The sequence below is a fragment of the Lacibacter sp. H375 genome (genome assembly GCF_037892425.1).
Classification (GTDB): domain Bacteria; phylum Bacteroidota; class Bacteroidia; order Chitinophagales; family Chitinophagaceae; genus Lacibacter.
Map to the genome: position 1 here is coordinate 1130231 of NZ_JBBKTT010000001.1, position 18658 is coordinate 1148888.

An 18658-nucleotide genomic window follows, 5' to 3' on the forward strand; every position below is an offset into this window, starting at 1 on the left:
AATCTCTTTTTTATTCAGTTCTATTGACTATACAATTATTTATTCATTGCTACAGTGGTCTTAACTGCAGCGGGTACAGCTACTGTAGAATCAGCAGCAGGCTTAACAACCGCCGGATCTTTGTCCGGAAAAGCCGCATAATAATTTGGCTTTTGCTTCGCCATCCAGATATCAAATTCTTCCTGTGTAACTACTTCAATAATACCTTTCATAGAGTAGTGCCCGTTACCACACATCTGATCGCAGGAAATTTCAAAAGCAAAATTCTGATTGCCTGTGCGCTCTCTCATTTCTTTGGTAGTGTATTTTGGTGTAAACCAAAGTGTGGTTGGAATACCCGGTACAGCATCCATCTTTAAACGGAAATGATTCAAACCAACATCGTGAATTACATCACGGCTGCCTATGATCAATTTCACCGGGCGGCCTTTTACGATGTACATGGTTTGTGTGGTTACCACATCATCAAAGTTTGTAGGATCAGCTTTCAGTTTAAGATCAGCATTGTCTTCCCAGATCTGTCCGAACGGATTACTGTTTTCATCACTGATCACTTTAAAATATGTTTTACCGAATTGTTTGTCTTTACCCGGGTAGCGCATCATCCAGCCAAATTGCTTACCAACAATTTCTACTTCCAATGCACCCTTAGGAGCATCAGATGTAATGCGGAACCAGAAACGCAAACCAAACACAACCAACACTGTTAAGAAGATAGCCGGTACAACTGTCCAGATCAATTCCAACTTATTATTATGCGGGAAGAAGAATGCTTTACGGCCTTCTTTCTCCTGGTATTTCCATGCGAAGTAGAACAACAGGAATTGTGTTATCACGAATACCAATCCGGTAACTGCAGTTGTGATCATGAACATCTCATCGATCTTTTCACCTTCAACTGATGCAGAACCCTGTGGGAACAATGTTGTTTTATACAACAATTTATTGCAGTAGTATACACCAATGAAACCTACAATCATAAAACCAAGCAGCATAAAGCCGTTGATACGGTTGTTTTGTTTGCGTGAAGTTTCTTCACCTTTTAGTACACTCACATACTCGCTGGCCTTCGCAATCTGGAAGATAACAATGAACACCAGGAGGGCGGCTGCAATGATCAGATATGTTGTAGTAGTCATAGCTTGCGCAAATTATTTATAGTTCGTCAATTCTTTTTTCTTTGTTCAATCATCAGGTATGGTGAATAATACTTTCTTTCACCAACGGATGATTCTTCGGTAATAACGGTGCTTTTGTTAAATGTTTTGCCGTGAGGTAAATCACTAACCCAAGGAACCCTGCACTCACACCCAAACTGTACACAAAATGACTGATTGGGTTTGAATCTTTACCTAATTCTTTCAACGGACCAGGTGTAACCATTTGGTAGAAATCTAACCAGTGACCGAAGATGATGATCACTGACATTAATGTTACTACTGTATAGTTACGTTTTGAACCACGACGCATCAGAATGAGCAATGGTGCAAGGAAGTTGATGATCAGATTAAGCAAGAACATTGCTCTGAACGGACCATCGCCTTTACCGCCAAAACCTAAACGGTCAATAAAGTATTCAGTTTCTTCAGGTTGGTTACTGTACCAGATCAACATGAACTGTGAGAACCACAGATAAGTCCAGAAGATAGAGAATGCAAACATGAACTTACCAATATCGTGGATATGCTCTTCGTTCACAAATTCGAGGTAACCGTGATTTTTCAGGTACACCACAAACAACATCATCAATGATAAACCTGCAACCCATGAGCTTGCAAAGGTGTACCAGCTGTACATGGTGCTGTACCAATGCGCATCAATACTCATCAACCACATCCATGGCAATGTACTCAATACAGTTAAGCCATAAGTAACTAGAAATGCAGCGGCAATTTTTAACGACTTCCAATAGAAAGAACGATCACCTTGCCCTGCAAGATCTTCAGCCAATGAATTTTTACGGAACCAGTTGCGGAACCAGATCCACAGACCAACTGCTGCAACTGACAACACTGTATAAAAAACAGGATTTAAGAATCCGCTTTTCGCTTTTAATTTTTCATCGAGATGTGCAGAATCTTTCCAATGATAGATATGATGATCATCAGAGATCCAAACATAAGCCAACAGAATAACGAGTGTAATTGGGCCTAACACATTCAAACCACCCGAGATAGCTTCAGGTACACGACGGAATACCAATGGAAAACCTGCCTGTGCAAGTGTGGTAGCAGCTACAAAGAAGAAGCTCGCTGCCACTACCAATAACCAATAGATACTGTTTTGCATTAATGCCATCCAGAATTTGGTTGCACCATATGCTTCAGCTCCATGTTCTTCACCATGACCACCGGAGAATGGATGCAGAAATATAATGCCCAGTATGAGTGTTAACACACCCACACCCATCAATGCATAGCTCCATTTTTTTAATCCGCCCGGTATTTCAAATTGTTCTTTCAGTGCCATTGAACTTCGTTTATAGTTGAATGTTAGTTTGGTAATTCTTATTTCGACGCCTTGGTTGTATCTGCAACAGGAGCAGCAGTTGTTGTATCTGCAGCAGGAGCTGAGATAGTTGCACCGCCCGGTTGCATTTGTTTAATGTAGCGAATGATCATCCAGCGTTGTTTTGTGCTAAGCTGAGATGCATAACTACCCATCAGGTTTTTACCATAGGTTACTGAATACATCATCTGACCTTCCGGCATGTTTTCATACTTCGCATCACCAACCAATGTAGCAGGTTTTGCAGGATATGGACCATCACCACCTTTATACAAAGGACCATTGCCATCTAATTTTTCACCATGACAAATACCACAGTTGATTTTATACAGTCTTGCTGCTTCAATAATCTCTTTATCGTTCAGCTTTGGTAAGGGGTTTTGTATTTGCTTTGATGCAACATAATTAGCAGTGTCGCCTGCCTTGTCAATTGCCAATGGGAAATAGGCAACATCGCCACGTTTTACCGTACCTGCAACAGGTGTTGCATCGTAGTAAATGTTAGCATCTTTTAAATGGCTGTGATCAGCATACGTTTCTACTGCACGGCTGTAGGCCATATCGGGCATATAGATTCTTCCTGTATCACGGCGTGGGCCGTTGTTGCAGGCTGCTGCCAATACTACTGTAACCAATCCAATTGTAACAATCTGTGTTGAACGCATTTCAATATGTTTATGCTGTAACGATTTCTTCTTTTTCAAATGCTTTTCTTGTTTTGTCGTAACGACCAAGCCACCAGCCGGTTTCTGCTTCTTTCTCAAAAATTTCTACTGCACCTGCACTCTGAAAGAACGCTTTTACTTCTTCAATATTTGTTTTTTCAGTGATCTCAATTGGCATTACAAACAGATCATCTGTTGCACGAAGGTGGAAATGATCTTTCCGTACAAACGGCGCCAGCTGACACAGGTAGCAGAACGTTAACACCATACCTACGGCAGCACACAATACCGTTAATTCAAACACAATTGGAATGAATGCAGGTAAAGGCAAGTGTGGTTTACCACCAATATTCATTGGCCAGTCTTTGGTGAACACCCAGCTCATAAATGTTAAGGCAGTTGTTGTACCTGTCATAGCATAAATAAAACCGGCAGTGTGTAAGCTGGTATCACGCAAACCCATTGCATGATCTAAACCATGGATCGGGAAGGGTGTGTACACATCATGAATCTTGTAACCTGCCTTGCGTGTATTTTTTACCGCAGGGAACAGCGTTTTTTCATCATCAAAACAGCCAACTACGAATTTTTTTACAGACATATTTTTTAGCTTTTAGCTTTCCGTTTTATTCAATTAATGTGCATGCACCTGTTCGTGTGCAAATTCTTCCACTGATTGTGCTTCAATTGGATCCATTTGTTCCTTGTAGCTTTCACCATTTTTCTTGAGAATATGTTTGATCTCAGCAATGGCAATTACTGGGAAGTATTTGGAGAAAAGGAAGTAACAGGTAAAGAACAAACCAAATGAACCGAGGTAGAAACCAACTTCCCAAATTGTAGGACGATAATAAACTGACCATGAAGAAGGCAGATAATCACGGTAGAGCGATGATACGATGATCACAAAACGCTCGAACCACATACCGATGTTCACCACAATACTCATTAAGAACGTAAAGGCGATGTTGCGGCGGAGTTTCTTCACCCAGAACAACTGCGGAGTAATTACGTTACAGGTCATCATCAACCAGTAGCTCCATCCATAAGGACCGGCAATACGATATTTAAAGAAGATATCCTGTTCGTACTTCACAGCACTATACCATGCCATGAACAACTCAGTTAAGTAAGCACAGCCCACAATAGAACCGGTCAAAACAATAACCTTGTTCATGTTTTCAATGTGGCTGATGGTGATATAATCTTCCAGATTCATGATCTTACGTGTAACCAACATCAGGGTTTGCACCATGGCAAAACCGGAGAAGATGGCACCCGCAACGAAATATGGAGGGAAGATGGTTGTATGCCAGCCAGGAATAACTGATGTGGCAAAGTCAAAAGATACGATTGTGTGTACTGACAATACAAGTGGTGTACTCAAACCTGCTAACACCAATGATAAACTTTCATGACGCTGCCAGTGCTTGGTTGAACCTGTCCATCCGAAAGAAGCAACACCATAAAATGCTTTTGCCCATTTCTTTTTTGCACGGTCACGAAGCGTAGCAAGATCAGGAATCAAGCCACTATACCAGAATAAGAGAGATACAGTAAAGTAAGTAGAGATCGCAAATACGTCCCATAACAACGGTGAGTTGAAGTTCACCCATAAAGGACCACGTGTGTTAGGATAAGGCATTACAAAGAAGGCCATCCATACACGACCCATGTGCCAGATCGGGAACTGGCCCGCACAAATAACCGCAAAGATGGTCATGGCTTCTGCCGCACGGTTTACACCTGTTCTCCATCCTTGGCGGAAGAGCAACAAGATCGCAGAGATCAACGTACCGGCGTGACCAATACCTACCCACCATACGAAGTTGGTGATATCCCAACCCCATCCGATGGTTTTATTGAGGTTCCACATACCTGTACCGTACACCACCTCTTTGTAAAGGCTCACTACACCAAACAACAGGAGGGCCACCGAAATAATGAAACCGATCCACCACAAACGTGTGGGAGCAGCTTCCACCGGCTTACAAATATCCTCTGTAACATCGTGGTAGGTTTTGTGACCATCAACCAATGGTTCCCTAACCTGTGATTCGTACCTTAATAATGACATACTTGTTTTCGCTTTTAGCTTTCAGCTTTCGCAGTAAGCTTTGGTTTTATGTTTTGTACTTAGCTCCAGATTCTTTGTTCGTCTTCTGTTGCGTCGCACTCTTCAACTTAGTTCAATTCTATTTAGCAGTAACAGCAGATATTAATGTGCTGCAGGCGTTGCTGCTTCTTTTGCTTCTGAATGCGCTTCACCGTGTCCGCCCTCTTCTTCGTTACCAACCTTACGGTCGGTGTTACGCAGTTTCGCCATGTAACTTACGTTTGGCAATACGTGTAATTGTTCCAGTACATAATAAGTACGGTTAGCCGCTTCAGTTGTACGCACTTTACGGATCGCACTTTCTTTATCATTCACGTTACCAAACACAATAGCGTTTGTAGGACAAGCCTGCTGACATGCAGTCTTGATGTCGCTGTCAACCATTGGACGGCTGTCTTTCTTCGCTGTTAATTTAGCTTCCTGTAAACGTTGTACACAGAAAGAACATTTTTCAATTACACCACGGCTACGAACAGTAACATCAGGATTCAACACCATACGTGTCAGATCATCGTTCATATCCAATGTTACTTCGTTAATGCGTCCGTAATCGATCAATGGTTGCTGGTTGTCTTTAAAGCTGTCAGCACCATTCCAGTCGTGCCAGTTAAAGCGACGAACTTTATAAGGACAGTTGTTGGCACAATACCTTGTACCGATACAACGGTTATACGTCATCTGGTTCAAACCTTCGCTGCTGTGGTTGGTTGCTGCTACCGGACAAACGTTCTCACAAGGAGCGTTATCACAGTGTTGACAAAGCATAGGTTGGAACACAACATCCGGGTTTTCCCTATCACCGCTGAAATAACGGTCGATACGTAACCAATGCATGTCATGATATTTCGCAACCTGATTCTTACCAACAACAGAAACGTTGTTTTCTGCACTACAAGCAACTACGCAGGCACCGCAACCATTACACAAGTTCAAGTCTAAACTCATTCCCCATTTAATACCTGGCTTATCATAAACCGGGTACATGGTTCCCTGCTCTTCCAACCCTTCTGTACCACCGTAATCTTTCAATTCGGCCATACGCTCGTTGATGAAATGCTTCGGATCTTTTTTGAATACCGCAAGACTTGTTTCCTTTACTACTTCAATACGATTGCCATAATAGCTATGAGTTTGCATCTGGGCAATGTCATACATCTTATCTGTCTTTTCGATTGTTACTTCGAAAGCAGCGTAATCATATGTCTGTCCGTTAAAGGTTGCAAACGGATAAATGTTTTTACCAACACCCTTTGCTGCACGTCCCACTTTTTCACTGCGACCATAACCGGTTGCAATGGCAATAGTACTTGCATTCATACCAGGGATGATGAGTATTGGAAGTTCAATTGGTTCTCTTCCGGCAACAGTAATTTTTATTACAGGCTTTGGAGGATTTACTTCAAAATCATCATCAGCTACATAACCTAATTCTTTAGCGATCGTTTCAGAAAGGATCGCATAGTTATCCCAGCACGCACGTGTAATTGGATCAGGCATTTCCTGCAACCATGGGTTGTTGGCCATTTTACCATCACCAATACTTACTTTCTGATAGATCACCAGTTCATGCTTGCCTGTTTTTTTAGCGGCACTGAGTTTAGCAACTGCATCAGTTAACGCAGCACTGTTAAATGAAGCACCAGCAACAACAGGAGCAGCCGGTTCAATTACACCATCCTGCAATGCTTTGTCGAAAGCAGTTTGAGAACCAAGCTTTGTGATCCAGTAATTCTTGAAATATGTTTCGTAATCCGCAACAGTGCTGCCACTCCATTTCAATAATGAAGTTGCAAAAGCTCTTGTTTTAAATAACGGATGAATTGTAGGTTGAATGAAAGAGAGGTAACCAGCTTTGGCTTCAGCATCGCCCCAACTTTCTAAATAATGATGATCAGGAAGAACATATTTACATTCAGCAGTTGTTTCATCTTCACGTTCGTTGAATGAAACGGTGAGCGCAACTTTCTTCCATGCAGCTACAAATTTCTTTGTGTCGTTGTAAGTATAAACTGGGTTTGCACCGAGTACCAATACAGCACCCACATTGCCGGCATTCATATCAGCAATCAGTTGTTCCATATCAGCATCAACACCCTTGCGGTAGTTAACCGGTGTACCGAAGTTGACTGTTTTGCCTAATGCACCAATTTGTGCATTGATGGCATTTACAAGTATCTGCGCATTTACATTATTGCTGCGGCTTACCACTAAGGCGTTACCACCTGCAGCCAATAATTCTTTTGCAGCAGCATCAATACCAGCAGCCAAACGTTTATCAGTAATAGCCGGAGCTGTAACAGCGCCTCCAACTTTTGCATATAAGTTTAATAACACCGCACCAAGTTCACTTGGTTTGTGTGTGTAACGCTCATCGGCACTTGCACCTGTCATGCTGTACATCGCTTCAAACTGGAAGTGACGGCTCATGGTTGGGTTCTTCTCATCGATCTTACGACCTGTAGCATATTGCTTAGCAAATTCAACAGGACTCAACCATGTACCAAGGAAATCGGCGCCAAAGCTTACGATCACTTTTGCCTGGTCGAAATGATAAGAAGGAATTGCACGCTGTCCAAATGAGGCTTCGTTTGCCTGCAACATACCGCTGTAAGAAACAGCATCGTAAGTAACATGCTTGAACGTGGGATATTTTGCTTTGAACTCTTCAATTACTGCAGCAACAGAAGGAGAATTCAATGTAGAACTTAATAATACAATTTGTTTGCCTCCTACAGTTGCCAAAGCAGCGGCAATTTTCTTGTCTACTGCTTCGTATGTTGGAGCTTCTTTAAAACCATCGCCTGTTTTTTCCATTGGGTAACGTACACGGGCAGTGTCGTACAAACTAAGTACAGAAGCCTGCACACGTTGTGAAGTACCGCCTTTGGTGAAACCCATTTCGTTTCCTTCCAGTTTAATAGGACGACCGTCTCTTACTTTCGCTAATACCGGCACCACATCACCATCCTGTATAAACGTAGTTGCATAATAATTCGCAACACCGGGAACAATATCAGCAGGTTTGTTAAGAAAAGGAATGGCCTTTTTTACGGGAATTTCACAACTGGCAGCCAATGTAGCGGCAGCAGTGCTGAAACCGAGATACTTTAAGAAATCACGGCGTGGCGTTTTGGCTCCGTTATCATCCATCTCAAACGGGAGATCTTCCTTAAACTCGTTCTCCGCATCGTTGATGTATGCCTTCGTGTTGTTCAGCTCTCCGAAACTTTGCCAATATTTTTTCTTGCTCATATGCTAATTAGCGAATTTGAAAATTAGAGGATTTGAGAATTTGAATGTGCTGATCAATTAAACAGCGCAAGCAGATCTTCAAATATTAATAGTGACATTTTTGACATTCAGTACCACCGATCTTTTCAACGGTTACACTATCCATTTTGCCGTTCTTGATATCGTTGTGGAATTTCTCGTACATGCTGTAAAAGCCATTGTCCTGAAACTTCACATTTGTTTCACGGTGACAGTTGATACACCAGCCCATGCTCAAATTGCTGAACTGATAAACTTCACCCATGTTCTGAATTTCACCATGACAGGTTTGACATTGTACGCCTCCTGCTTTTGTGTGCTGTGAGTGATTGAAGTATACATGGTCGGGCAGGCTATGGATCTTGATCCACTCGATTGGTTTGCCTTCACCAGTGTATTTATTAGCGGCAGGATCCCATCCTGCATATTTATATAACTTCTGAATTTCTGCTGTACCGTTTACTTCTGAACCATCTTCACGAACGATCTTTTCGCCTTTGTATTCGTTAATAGCCATGTGACAGTTCATACACACATTCACACTTGGAATGTTTGCATGTTTGCCTTCCATTGCACTACCGTGGCAATACAAACAGTTTACCTGGTTAATGCCTGCGTGTACTTTATGCGAATAATAAATTGGTTGTTCAGGTTGATAATTTGTCTGGCGACCCAAACCAATTGCACCCTGTGCAAAGAAGTAACCTGCAACAATAAAGAAGAGGATGGTCAATGTTGACATATAAGCCTTATTTCTCCAGAAAGGAATCGGCTCACCACGTACAACACCTTCTTTCTCATCAGTTAATTTTTTCAGGTTGCTGTTGATCTGTAATAAGATGAGGGTAACAATGGCTAATACCAACGCAAGAATACCAAAGAGTAGAGAATTATCTTCAGCCGGTGCATCAGCAGTAGTTGCTCCAGGGGTTGGGCCTGGAGCTGGTTTAGCGGTATTGATATAAGTAATGATCGCATCGATTTCAGCGTCTGCTAAACCAGGAAATCCAGTCATCAACACACCTCCAAACTCTTTAATGAGGTTTGCAGCATATGGTTCTGTTTTAGCAAAACCTGCCGGATTGTGAATCCATGCATATAATTTCTTACGATCACTCCAAGGACCACGTCCCTCAACACCTGCAAGTGCAGGGCCGGTCAATTTCTTATCAACTGCATGGCAGCTTGCACAATTGGCCTGGAACAAAGCTTTCCCATCCTGCGCAAACAACTTTTCAGTAATCAATAATGAAACAAAGACCAGACAGAGCGTGACCGACTTTCGGAGTAGTAATTTTGGTTGATTCATAACGTTCTGGAACCGATTGTGATTAGGAAGAATATCCTGTTATACAGGCTGCAAAAATAGGGGAGGATACTGACATAATATCCACAGTTTCAAAAAAAATTTTACTTAGTTGTGACTTGAGAATGAACAAATTGCTGCGTTCATAACCTTTCAATTCATCCTGAAAAAACTGAATGACTTTGTAGTGCCATGTTTTTTATAATGTGTGATGTGGTGAAACAAAGTTTTCCCCGATTTTTGTGAGATGTTTGAAAAGCTGCGTAATAAATGGAAGGTTGGCCCACTTCAACTGGCCCTCATCTTATGCACTTTTGCCGTTGGTGGTAGCCTAACAGGATTTTTAGGCAAACGCATCATGCCGCTTTTCGGCATCGAAGCTCCCTGGCTCTATATTCCTGTATATATTATAATCATCACACTCATTTGGCCGTTGATGGTATTATTGATCAGTATTCCTTTTGGACAATTCCGGTTCTTTACCGGTTATTTAAAGAAGATGGGTCAACGGATGGGGTTGCTGAAGAAAGCCCCCTAAATCCCCGAGGGACTTTTGCTCAGCATAACAAGCCAAATTTTTTGATGAGCTTTATAAAAAGTTCAGAAAGAAAAATGGGGTCGTTGTAATTCTCCGAGCATCGCTTCAGCAGCCATGTAGCCAAAACTTGCCCATTGCGGTCCTTCAGTAACTCTTCGAAGAAGATCAACACCCTCAGCTGCATGACCAATACTCAGGTAATAGTTACCCAGCCCAAAACCGATCGTAGCATTTGAAAGCGGGCTGGTATCATCCAAAAATTTGGTTCTGATCTCAGCCGGGTTTTGTTCTCCTTTATATATTACTAAGATGGTTTGGTAATCTGTGTTTTCAATCAGCTTCGTTTTCTTGTGGATCTTTTTGAGCAATGCATTCGCTTTGGCCACCTTTTCCAGCTTCCATAACGTAATATAATACCAGTTGGCTGTAGCCACGTACATATCAGGGTTGTCGGAAACTTTCAGGCATTTCTTATAAGCTTCCTCGGCTTTCGCATAATCCTTCTTTAAATAATAAGCCAGTCCGAGGTGATACCAGATGTTCGATTGCAGACTGCTGGTGGGCGTGTTCTTTGAATTGGGTATACCGTCGGGCTCAATCTCATCCTTCTTCCCTTTGATGAGCTCACCGGCTTTTTCAAAATCGGCTATGGCTTTATCATAACAACGTGTTGTGAGATAACGATGCCCACGGTGCCGGTACATTCTTGCGTCGGTGGGGTGAAGGGCAATCCCTTTGCTGAAGCTTCTTATAGCTTCATCGTAACGGGCGAGATAGGCCAATCGTCGTCCATACCATATAATATTATCGGCATTGCTGCTGTCGGTCTCATAATTTTTCTTTGCTGTCTGCAGACTGGCATTCAGTTTCAGCAGAGCCGAATCAGAAAAAACAGGAGCAGCATAGCTTTTGCCATTACATATACTGTATTGTGCATGCAGTACATGAAAAGAAATCACCAGGGTACAAAAAAGAAACAGCTTTTGCATTAGAGAAAGTTACAATTTTGCACGAAATGAAACCGGGCACATTCGTTCTCAAAACAGAACGAATCAGTTGTACGGTAACATCTCGTCGATAAACCCGTCCGACCGATTCATCCGGGCGGGCAATAATAAATAATCAGATGACAAGTATCGCCATTTTCGCTTCCGGCGCCGGGAGCAATGCCCGTAAAATTATTGAGCACTTTTCCCGGCACCCAAAAATACGGGTTGAACTGATAGTTTGCAATAAACCTAATGCAGGTGTATTAAATATTGCCGATGAGCATGGCATTCCTACCTTAATCTTAGATAAGGAGCAGTTTTTTCGGGGTAACGCTTATGTTGATGAATTTAGGGTTGATGACATTAAGTTTATTGTGTTGGCGGGTTTCTTATGGAAGATTCCCGATGCACTCATTCATGCCTATCCTGAGAAGATCGTTAACATACATCCTGCTTTATTACCGAAGTATGGCGGCAAAGGCATGTACGGAAATTTTGTACATGAAGCTGTGATAGCTAACAAAGAAACCGAAAGCGGCATCACTATTCACCTGGTTGATGAAGTGTATGATCATGGAAAGATCATTTTCCAGGCAAAGTGTGAAGTAAAGAAAGATGACACGCCAGAATCATTAGCTGCACGTATTCATGAACTCGAACACAAGCATTATGCAAAAGTGATTGAGCAGCTGGTTTCGTAAAAGCTTCCTAAAATAATTACAACTACAGCTTTTTTCAGTTTTAGCGATTAACATTGCAACAGTTTTGAAAAAACTTGCCCTTTATATCATTGTCTTCCTGTTCGCAAAAACCGGTGCCGCCCAAATACAATTGTCGGGCACGGTTTACGATAGTACCAAGCGTAATGTGGTGATGAGTGTGCAGGTGATCTGTACCTGTGGTACCATGAGCTTTACTGATAGTGCCGGAAACTATTCCATTTATGTGGGCGCAAAAGATTCTGTTTTCTTTTTCTTCAGCAACCGGCCAACGCAAAAATTTTCCGTTGCTTCTATTAGAGATTATTCAGCGTTTGATATTTCCATACAGATGCATGTGCCCGGGCGTTACAAACAGCTGAAAGAAATTATTGTGTACGGTAAGAACCGAAAACAGGATTCCATTGATAACCGTGTGCAGTACGATAAAGTTTTCAACTTCGATAAAGGCGGCGTTCGTTTCTCGGGCTCTAATCCTGAAGCAGGCATGAGTGCAGGTATTGATCTTGATGCATTGATCAATGTATTCCGTTTCCGTCGCAACAGAAGTATGGCCCGTTTCCAGGAACGATTGATCCGAGAAGAACAGAACCGCTATATCGATTACCGTTTTAATAAAACCATTGTACTCCGTTTAACCACACTGAAAGAAGGACCGGCGCTTGATGAGTTTCTGCAACGTTACCGCCCCGAGTATGATATTCTTACGCAAGTATTAGATATTGAACTCTATCAATATATTCAAACAGCAGCAAAAGCTTTTCAGAAAGAGAGAGGGTTGTAATTCCTGATGATGCCGTCACCCAGAGGCAAGAGCGGTCTCTACTAAAACGATGTGTATTACTTTATCAGTACGATTGCATTAATCAGTGTACTTGTGTAGAGATGCCTCTTTCGTCGGCATGACGCACTCTCATTATTTATCTATGCCTTTTCAAGGAAACGCCACAAAATAATAATTCAGTTTTTGGTAATACTGTTCTTCAAATAAAGTTTTGTTGAGAGCTTGCTCTTCCTTCAAATAATTCTTTAACAGCGAAATGGTATAGCCATACTCAGCAAAGAAGGTAAACAGTTCTGCAGGAGTTGTATCATACACATCTGTGCCGCCCAACCCACATTCGAATACGATCACTGGCCTGTCACGTTTGATCAATTGTGCGGCTCCTTTTAAAACGCCTAACTCGGCTCCTTCCACATCGATCTTCATAAAGTCGATCTTTATGTTTTCCTGTAACAAAACATCATCAAGCCTGGCTGTTTTTACTTCAATCGTTTCATCAGTTTCGTTTGTACGGTCGTAGTTCCGTTTTTTAATACCGCTGTAAGAAGGGTTACTGGTAACATGATTGAAACTACTGTTACCGTTTGCTTCACTCAAAGCCACATCGAATAACACAATATTTTTCTGTTGCCGGTACTTGGCACGAAGTGATTCATAAAGACCCGGCAAAGGTTCAAAGCCAAAATGCGTACCGTATGGAGATTGTTGCAACAACACATCAAGCAAATCACCGTTATGCGTGCCCACATCAACCGTGTTGCTGTGTGCATTACATACTTTGCGAATGATCTGTTTGGTCTGGCTGTCGTACTGTTGATTTCTTGTAATAACAACAGGCAGTTTCTTTACCAAACGTTTCAACCGAAGTAAGATGCCGGTATTGAAAAACGGGGTCATAAAATTCTAAAGGTTTTCTTCATTGATCCGAGCCAGCAAGTTAACCTCTTTTACAGAGAAAGATTTACTTTGCCCTAAATTCAACAATGCGTCAGCTGAAAAAAATATACAATGCTATTTTTCGCCCGGCAAAACTGGCGCTGCTCGATTATGAAATAGTGCCAGCGCCTGTATACCACAAACAAAAACCTCATGATCTTTTGTATAAACAGATCGCTTTAAATAACACCAACTATACACAATTACTCAAAACAGCATTACTCTATCAACAGCAATTCACTTCTATTCCAATAAACGAAACAACAGATCATAAGGTTGCCTCTTGGAAAAATGGTTTTTTTCCGGGACTTGATATAGTGATGCTGTACACATTACTCACTCAACTGAAACCAAAACGTTATATCGAAATCGGCAGTGGCACAAGCACCAAACTTGCAGCCAAAACAAAAACCGAACAGCAACTTTCATTTTCTATCACCTGTATTGATCCTTATCCAAGAAAAGAAATAACCGCTGTTGCTGATGAATGGTTAAATGTTCCTTTGCAACAGGCACCACTTTCTTTGTTTGCAAACCTGGAAGCAAATGATGTATTGTTCTTTGATGGTTCGCATCTGTTACATGCCAACAGCGATGTGCAATGGTTTTTTATGGAAGTACTGCCACGCTTGAAGAAAGGGGTTGTTGTACAGGTGCATGATATTTATATGCCTTATGATTACCCGCAAAACATGTGCGATCGTTTTTATGCCGAACAATACATGCTGGCTACAATGCTATTGAGTAATTCTGATCGCTACGAAATTCTTGCAGCAAATTTTTATATGAGTGAAGATGCAGAACTGAAAACAATTTTAGAACCATTGTGGAAAGAGTTACCGGGCGTGGAGAAGCACGGTGGTTCGTTTTGGTTGAAGGTGAAATAAGTGTTTATAAATCCAGTTAGAACAAACAGCTTAATAATTATTCCGCTTTCAGTTGTACTTTGCTCTTCCAAAATTTTCGAACATGGAACAAACAAACCTCGGCATTGGCACACGCCTGCAACATACACAACACGGTCCCGGTGTAATCGTTGGCATCCGTTATGCCACCTATTTAATTTCATTCATCCACAGCGGTGTAAAAGAAATTGACAAGACCGATACACACCTAGATGAGATCATCCCTGAAAATGTAACTGAAGAAATTGAAACGCACAGCGAAGTGGAAAGATCGCTGTTGAAAATTTTACGTTTGTGGAATGGCGTGAGCGAAGTGGTGCCACTCGGCGAAAAATGGGAAGGCGGCACCATGCTCCTGCAACCCAAAGACAAATCACTCAAGCCAAAAGAAATTCCCGTGGAAGATTTCTTTCACAAAATTGTGATGCTGCGTGATCGCTTGCGTGTACTGGAACAAAACATCAACAGTAACAAAACCCTAAGCGACGAAGAGAAAGTAAACATCCAGCAATACATTACACGTTGCTACGGTTCACTCACTACGTTCAATGTATTGTTCAAAAACAAAGAACAGTGGTTTGTGGGTGAAAAAAGCAGTAAAGAAGATTAAAACAGAAAGGCCGCAGTATTGCGGCCTTGTTTTTCTCATGTGATGTTATTACAAATGCACTTGTGCAATTACTTCCTGCTCCAGTGTTTTCGCTTTCGGAAAAAGAATATTATTCTCCAGGTGAATATGCGTGTGCAGATCGTCTTCAAACTCTTTCAATTTAGCATACAACACACGATATGTGTTACAGGCTTCCGGTGGTGCTGTGTACTGATCGCTGAGCGTAGCAATTTCGTGAAAATGATCGCCAGCAAATTCATGTTCAGCTTCCATCATCGTGATCGGATTTTTCACCGTGCCGAAATGTGGCGCCTGAATTTTTACGTTGTTTCGTTTGGCGGCTGCGAGTTGGTTTACATAAGGAAATAAAATGATCTCTTCTTTTTCGAGATGATGCGCCAGTTCATCGGCCACTTCATTATACAAACGTGCAATGGCTTTTGTTTCCGGACGATGAGCACCATGTACCAATGCCACTTTGTTTGCATACTGACGGATGAGTTCGAGGTTATTCGTTACATAGCCATGATGTTTCTCCACAATATAATTCGCCAGTTTATCCAACGGCCACTCTTTGAAATTTGTATCTGTTGATGGAGTTGACTGACCAATGCGGCTCAGTTCTTCCGTTAACTGTTCGTAAGAGATATTCTTTTTTACGCAGATCTCTTCCACTGTTACTTTACCACCACAGCAAAAGTCGATTCCGAATTTTTTAAATACATCGGCCGTGCGGTAATCTTCTGTTACCAGTTCGGCTACTGTTCTCTCGTTTGTTGCATTCATGATTGATAGAATTTGTTGCAACGAAACTACTGCCGTTCAAAAACAAGCATTATGAGGCAAATCATAAATAAAAACTATGACGGTAAGATTACAAGCACAGATCAGGGGTTCAGGCTTACAGATCAACATATTTCACCATGATCTTGATATCCCTGTTGCGGCCTTTATCATCGGTGCAGGAAATTTTAATGTTGCCTTCGGTTGGCAGAAAGAACTGTTTGCTGCCTGCATCGGTTGTTTTGTAGAATTGATTATTGATATACCAATACACACGGCTCACATCGTTACCCGTTTCACAAACGAGTTGTAAGGGCTCAGGATTTTTTTTACTGATGAGATATTCGCTGCCGTTCACCGGTGATTTGATCTGCGGCGCACCCGATGCAAATATTTTTTCGCATTGCGGATTATGTGGCGGAATTACTTCAACTGCTAAGCCATTTCCCTGCATCCAGTTCTGCACTTCGGCTGCAATGAGTTTATAGCCTTTTCGTTTGAAACCCGTTTCGGGTTCACAGCTTTTGCAATAGCTGATCTTTTCATCGGCACTCACAGCGATCTCTTCGAAGTTGTTACAGGTTTGTGTTGATGAAATACCAGGAACAAAATAATCCAACACAAGATTGGTACAATGTGCCGATGGCGGCAACCCTGTTTCGCTGCATATCTTCCGTTGCTCCAGTTCTTTCGGCGGCGTAAACCATGCACGGTCGGCATCGTAATCGAGTGTATTAAAAATGCGGAACAACAATGGTGTGGCTGTATGTGCACCGCTCAGTTCTGCATTTCCTTCTCCCGAAAAATTACCGACCCACACGCCTACTGTATATTTTTTATTGTATCCAATACTCCATGCATCTCTTCGTCCGTATGATGTGCCGGTTTTCCAGGCAATCTTGGGCAAGTGTGCCGTTGCATCCCAATGCAATGGAAAGTCGGGTCGGTTGATGCGGCTGAGAATATCGGTGACCATATAAGTCGCATCGGCCGATAAAATTCGTTGGGGTTTTGAACCTCCATCGTGCTGCACAAACAACGGACGGTAATACATTCCTTCTGTTGCAAAACAACTGTACATACCCGTTAGTTGTTCAAGCGTGGCGCCGCAACCGCCCAGGATCAAACTCAAACCCAATGCTTTTTGCTTTGATTGAATTTGTTTAAACCCGATGCTGCTGAGTTGCTGGATCATCTTATCCTTTCCCAGTATATTCAATGCTTTTACAGATGGTATGTTGAGCGAATGTTCCAACGCATATTCCACAGTAACCGGACCGTTGAAATTTTTATCATAGTTCTCCGGTGAATAGCCAGCGTAATTCACAGGCACATCGTTCATCATTTTCTTGGGAGTGAGTAAGCCTTCATCAAAACACAAACCATAAAGCAATGGCTTTAACGTACTGCCCGGCTGACGAACTGCCGCTGCACCGTTTACCTGTCCGCCATCAGTTGTATCAGTAAAATCGCCGCTACCAACATAGGTAATCACTTTGTGCGTTTCGTTATCGATGATTATGACGGCAGCATTGCGGATCTTACTCAACCTAAGTGTACGCACATAATCCTGCAGCAGTTTTTCTGTTTTGTATTGTGTGTTTAGTTGCAGGTTGGTTTTAATAATGGGGCCGCCACTTTGTTTGAGTTTGTAGGCAAGATGCGGAGCAAGCTTTGGCACCACACCACGCTTTGCTGTTAATGGCTCGGCCAGTGCATCTTCAATTTCCTTTTTGGTGAACACCTTTTCTTTTGCAAAACGGTTGAGCCATTTGTTGCGTTGTTTTACGATCTCCTCATTGTTCTTACCAATCACTAATGATGACGGCCGGTTGGGTATAATGGATAAAGCGGTGATCTCAGCCAATGATAAATGATCAGGATTTTTACCGAAGTATAAAATAGAAGCCGACTTTACACCTTCAATATTGCCACCGTACGGAACGAGGTTGAGGTAGAGTTGCAGGATCTCGTCTTTGCTGTATTTCAGTTCCAGTTGTAAAGCCCGGAACATTTCAATGAATTTGTTTCCGATGTTACGTTTCTTCGGCTCCAATGCTTTCGCTACCTGCATGGTAATAGTGCTGGCGCCGGATGTTCGCCGGCCGGTAAATACATTCATCACAAACGCACGGCCAACAGCAATCGGATTGATCCCGAAGTGACGATAGAAAAACTTGTCTTCTTTCTGCACAATCGTCTTCCGCAGCAATGGAGAAATTTCGTCCAGCTCGGTTTTCATGCGCCACTGTTCGTTGTTGGTAAGAAAAGCGTGGATCACTTCGCCTTTATCATCCGTTATAATGGTAGAGTATTCGATCTTATCGGGCAATGGAAAAAGAATATGAATGATAAAAAACAAAACGATGAAGCCAAGTACAGCAATGCCTGTTCTTCGAAAGATTTTTTTCCACGACGGTTTTGGTAGCTTCATATTTGCGGTAGCGTTACCTGTTATAAATGTAGGATGTAAATAAACAGTTTCAATAGTGTTGAGTTGCTGTTGCGAAGTTTTTCACAAGCATTTAC

General features: G+C 42.1%; 16 protein-coding genes. 5 read left to right on the forward strand and 11 right to left on the reverse strand.

Annotation, left to right across the window (positions count from 1 at the left end; all coding sequences use genetic code 11):
- Window positions 1-35 precede the first annotated feature (35 nt).
- From WG954_RS04940 to WG954_RS04970, 7 genes are all read right to left on the reverse strand, one after another.
- Window positions 36-1139, reverse strand: coding sequence for a cytochrome c oxidase subunit II (locus tag WG954_RS04940; protein ID WP_340434203.1), 1104 nt, complete (start codon window positions 1137-1139; stop codon window positions 36-38).
- A 52-nt stretch (window positions 1140-1191) separates the two neighbouring features.
- A complete protein-coding gene (locus WG954_RS04945) occupies window positions 1192-2469 on the reverse strand; it encodes a quinol:cytochrome C oxidoreductase (RefSeq protein WP_340434205.1) in 1278 nt (425 codons plus the stop codon).
- A 38-nt stretch (window positions 2470-2507) separates the two neighbouring features.
- Window positions 2508-3173, reverse strand: a complete 666-nt coding sequence (locus WG954_RS04950; RefSeq protein ID WP_340434207.1) for a c-type cytochrome — start codon at window positions 3171-3173, stop codon at window positions 2508-2510.
- Window positions 3174-3183: 10 nt separating this feature from the next.
- Entirely contained in the window at window positions 3184-3774 is a 591-nt protein-coding gene (locus tag WG954_RS04955) for a DUF3341 domain-containing protein (protein WP_340434209.1), read from the reverse strand.
- Window positions 3775-3807: 33 nt separating this feature from the next.
- On the reverse strand, window positions 3808-5250 hold the full coding sequence (gene nrfD / locus WG954_RS04960) for an NrfD/PsrC family molybdoenzyme membrane anchor subunit (RefSeq protein ID WP_340434210.1): 1443 nt from the start codon (window positions 5248-5250) through the stop codon (window positions 3808-3810).
- Between the two features lie 141 nt (window positions 5251-5391).
- Entirely contained in the window at window positions 5392-8541 is a 3150-nt protein-coding gene (locus tag WG954_RS04965; protein ID WP_340434212.1) for a TAT-variant-translocated molybdopterin oxidoreductase, read from the reverse strand.
- Between the two features lie 85 nt (window positions 8542-8626).
- Window positions 8627-9868 (reverse strand): c-type cytochrome, encoded by a 1242-nt coding sequence (locus WG954_RS04970; protein ID WP_340434214.1) that lies wholly within the window; start codon window positions 9866-9868, stop codon window positions 8627-8629.
- 244 nt (window positions 9869-10112) lie between these two features.
- Between WG954_RS04970 and WG954_RS04975 the strand changes: the two genes are divergently transcribed.
- The gene (locus tag WG954_RS04975; protein ID WP_340434216.1) at window positions 10113-10403 is read left to right on the forward strand and encodes a DUF6787 family protein; all 291 of its coding nucleotides are present in this window, start codon (window positions 10113-10115) and stop codon (window positions 10401-10403) included.
- Window positions 10404-10465: 62 nt separating this feature from the next.
- Here the strand turns inward: WG954_RS04975 and WG954_RS04980 are convergent, their stop codons facing one another.
- A complete protein-coding gene (locus WG954_RS04980; RefSeq protein WP_340434218.1) occupies window positions 10466-11392 on the reverse strand; it encodes a tetratricopeptide repeat protein in 927 nt (308 codons plus the stop codon).
- 137 nt (window positions 11393-11529) lie between these two features.
- Here WG954_RS04980 and purN point away from each other — a divergent pair, with 137 nt between their 5' ends.
- Window positions 11530-12093, forward strand: a complete 564-nt coding sequence (gene purN, locus WG954_RS04985) for a phosphoribosylglycinamide formyltransferase (RefSeq protein ID WP_340434220.1) — start codon at window positions 11530-11532, stop codon at window positions 12091-12093.
- 64 nt (window positions 12094-12157) lie between these two features.
- A complete protein-coding gene (locus WG954_RS04990) occupies window positions 12158-12895 on the forward strand; it encodes a hypothetical protein (protein ID WP_340434222.1) in 738 nt (245 codons plus the stop codon).
- A gap of 150 nt (window positions 12896-13045) precedes the next feature.
- On the opposite strand, the gene WG954_RS04995 is transcribed toward WG954_RS04990, so the two are convergent.
- A complete protein-coding gene (locus WG954_RS04995; protein ID WP_340434224.1) occupies window positions 13046-13792 on the reverse strand; it encodes an FkbM family methyltransferase in 747 nt (248 codons plus the stop codon).
- Window positions 13793-13878: 86 nt separating this feature from the next.
- Here WG954_RS04995 and WG954_RS05000 point away from each other — a divergent pair, with 86 nt between their 5' ends.
- Both WG954_RS05000 and WG954_RS05005 read left to right on the forward strand, forming a co-directional pair.
- A complete protein-coding gene (locus tag WG954_RS05000; protein WP_340434225.1) occupies window positions 13879-14718 on the forward strand; it encodes a class I SAM-dependent methyltransferase in 840 nt (279 codons plus the stop codon).
- Between the two features lie 82 nt (window positions 14719-14800).
- The gene (locus WG954_RS05005; protein WP_340434226.1) at window positions 14801-15346 is read left to right on the forward strand and encodes a DUF8685 domain-containing protein; all 546 of its coding nucleotides are present in this window, start codon (window positions 14801-14803) and stop codon (window positions 15344-15346) included.
- A gap of 48 nt (window positions 15347-15394) precedes the next feature.
- Here WG954_RS05005 and ric read toward each other — a convergent pair whose 3' ends face one another.
- Window positions 15395-16132 carry an iron-sulfur cluster repair di-iron protein gene (gene ric / locus WG954_RS05010; RefSeq protein ID WP_340434228.1) on the reverse strand — a complete coding sequence of 246 codons (738 nt, stop codon included), beginning with the start codon at window positions 16130-16132 and terminating at the stop codon, window positions 15395-15397.
- A 115-nt stretch (window positions 16133-16247) separates the two neighbouring features.
- Window positions 16248-18563: a penicillin-binding protein 1C gene (gene pbpC, locus WG954_RS05015; protein ID WP_340434230.1), complete on the reverse strand. Its 2316-nt coding sequence runs from the start codon at window positions 18561-18563 to the stop codon at window positions 16248-16250.
- Window positions 18564-18658 lie beyond the last annotated feature (95 nt).

Coding starts and splice junctions, on each gene's coding strand:
- WG954_RS05005 (WP_340434226.1), top strand. CDS start 14,801: ATGGAACAAACAAACCTCGGCATTGGCACACGCCTGCAACATACACAA.
- WG954_RS05000 (WP_340434225.1), top strand. CDS start 13,879: ATGCGTCAGCTGAAAAAAATATACAATGCTATTTTTCGCCCGGCAAAA.
- ric (WP_340434228.1), bottom strand. CDS start 16,132: ATGAATGCAACAAACGAGAGAACAGTAGCCGAACTGGTAACAGAAGAT.
- nrfD (WP_340434210.1), bottom strand. CDS start 5,250: ATGTCATTATTAAGGTACGAATCACAGGTTAGGGAACCATTGGTTGAT.
- WG954_RS04970 (WP_340434214.1), bottom strand. CDS start 9,868: ATGAATCAACCAAAATTACTACTCCGAAAGTCGGTCACGCTCTGTCTG.
- WG954_RS04945 (WP_340434205.1), bottom strand. CDS start 2,469: ATGGCACTGAAAGAACAATTTGAAATACCGGGCGGATTAAAAAAATGG.
- WG954_RS04965 (WP_340434212.1), bottom strand. CDS start 8,541: ATGAGCAAGAAAAAATATTGGCAAAGTTTCGGAGAGCTGAACAACACG.
- pbpC (WP_340434230.1), bottom strand. CDS start 18,563: ATGAAGCTACCAAAACCGTCGTGGAAAAAAATCTTTCGAAGAACAGGC.
- WG954_RS04975 (WP_340434216.1), top strand. CDS start 10,113: ATGTTTGAAAAGCTGCGTAATAAATGGAAGGTTGGCCCACTTCAACTG.
- WG954_RS04950 (WP_340434207.1), bottom strand. CDS start 3,173: ATGCGTTCAACACAGATTGTTACAATTGGATTGGTTACAGTAGTATTG.
- WG954_RS04980 (WP_340434218.1), bottom strand. CDS start 11,392: ATGCAAAAGCTGTTTCTTTTTTGTACCCTGGTGATTTCTTTTCATGTA.
- purN (WP_340434220.1), top strand. CDS start 11,530: ATGACAAGTATCGCCATTTTCGCTTCCGGCGCCGGGAGCAATGCCCGT.
- WG954_RS04995 (WP_340434224.1), bottom strand. CDS start 13,792: ATGACCCCGTTTTTCAATACCGGCATCTTACTTCGGTTGAAACGTTTG.
- WG954_RS04940 (WP_340434203.1), bottom strand. CDS start 1,139: ATGACTACTACAACATATCTGATCATTGCAGCCGCCCTCCTGGTGTTC.
- WG954_RS04955 (WP_340434209.1), bottom strand. CDS start 3,774: ATGTCTGTAAAAAAATTCGTAGTTGGCTGTTTTGATGATGAAAAAACG.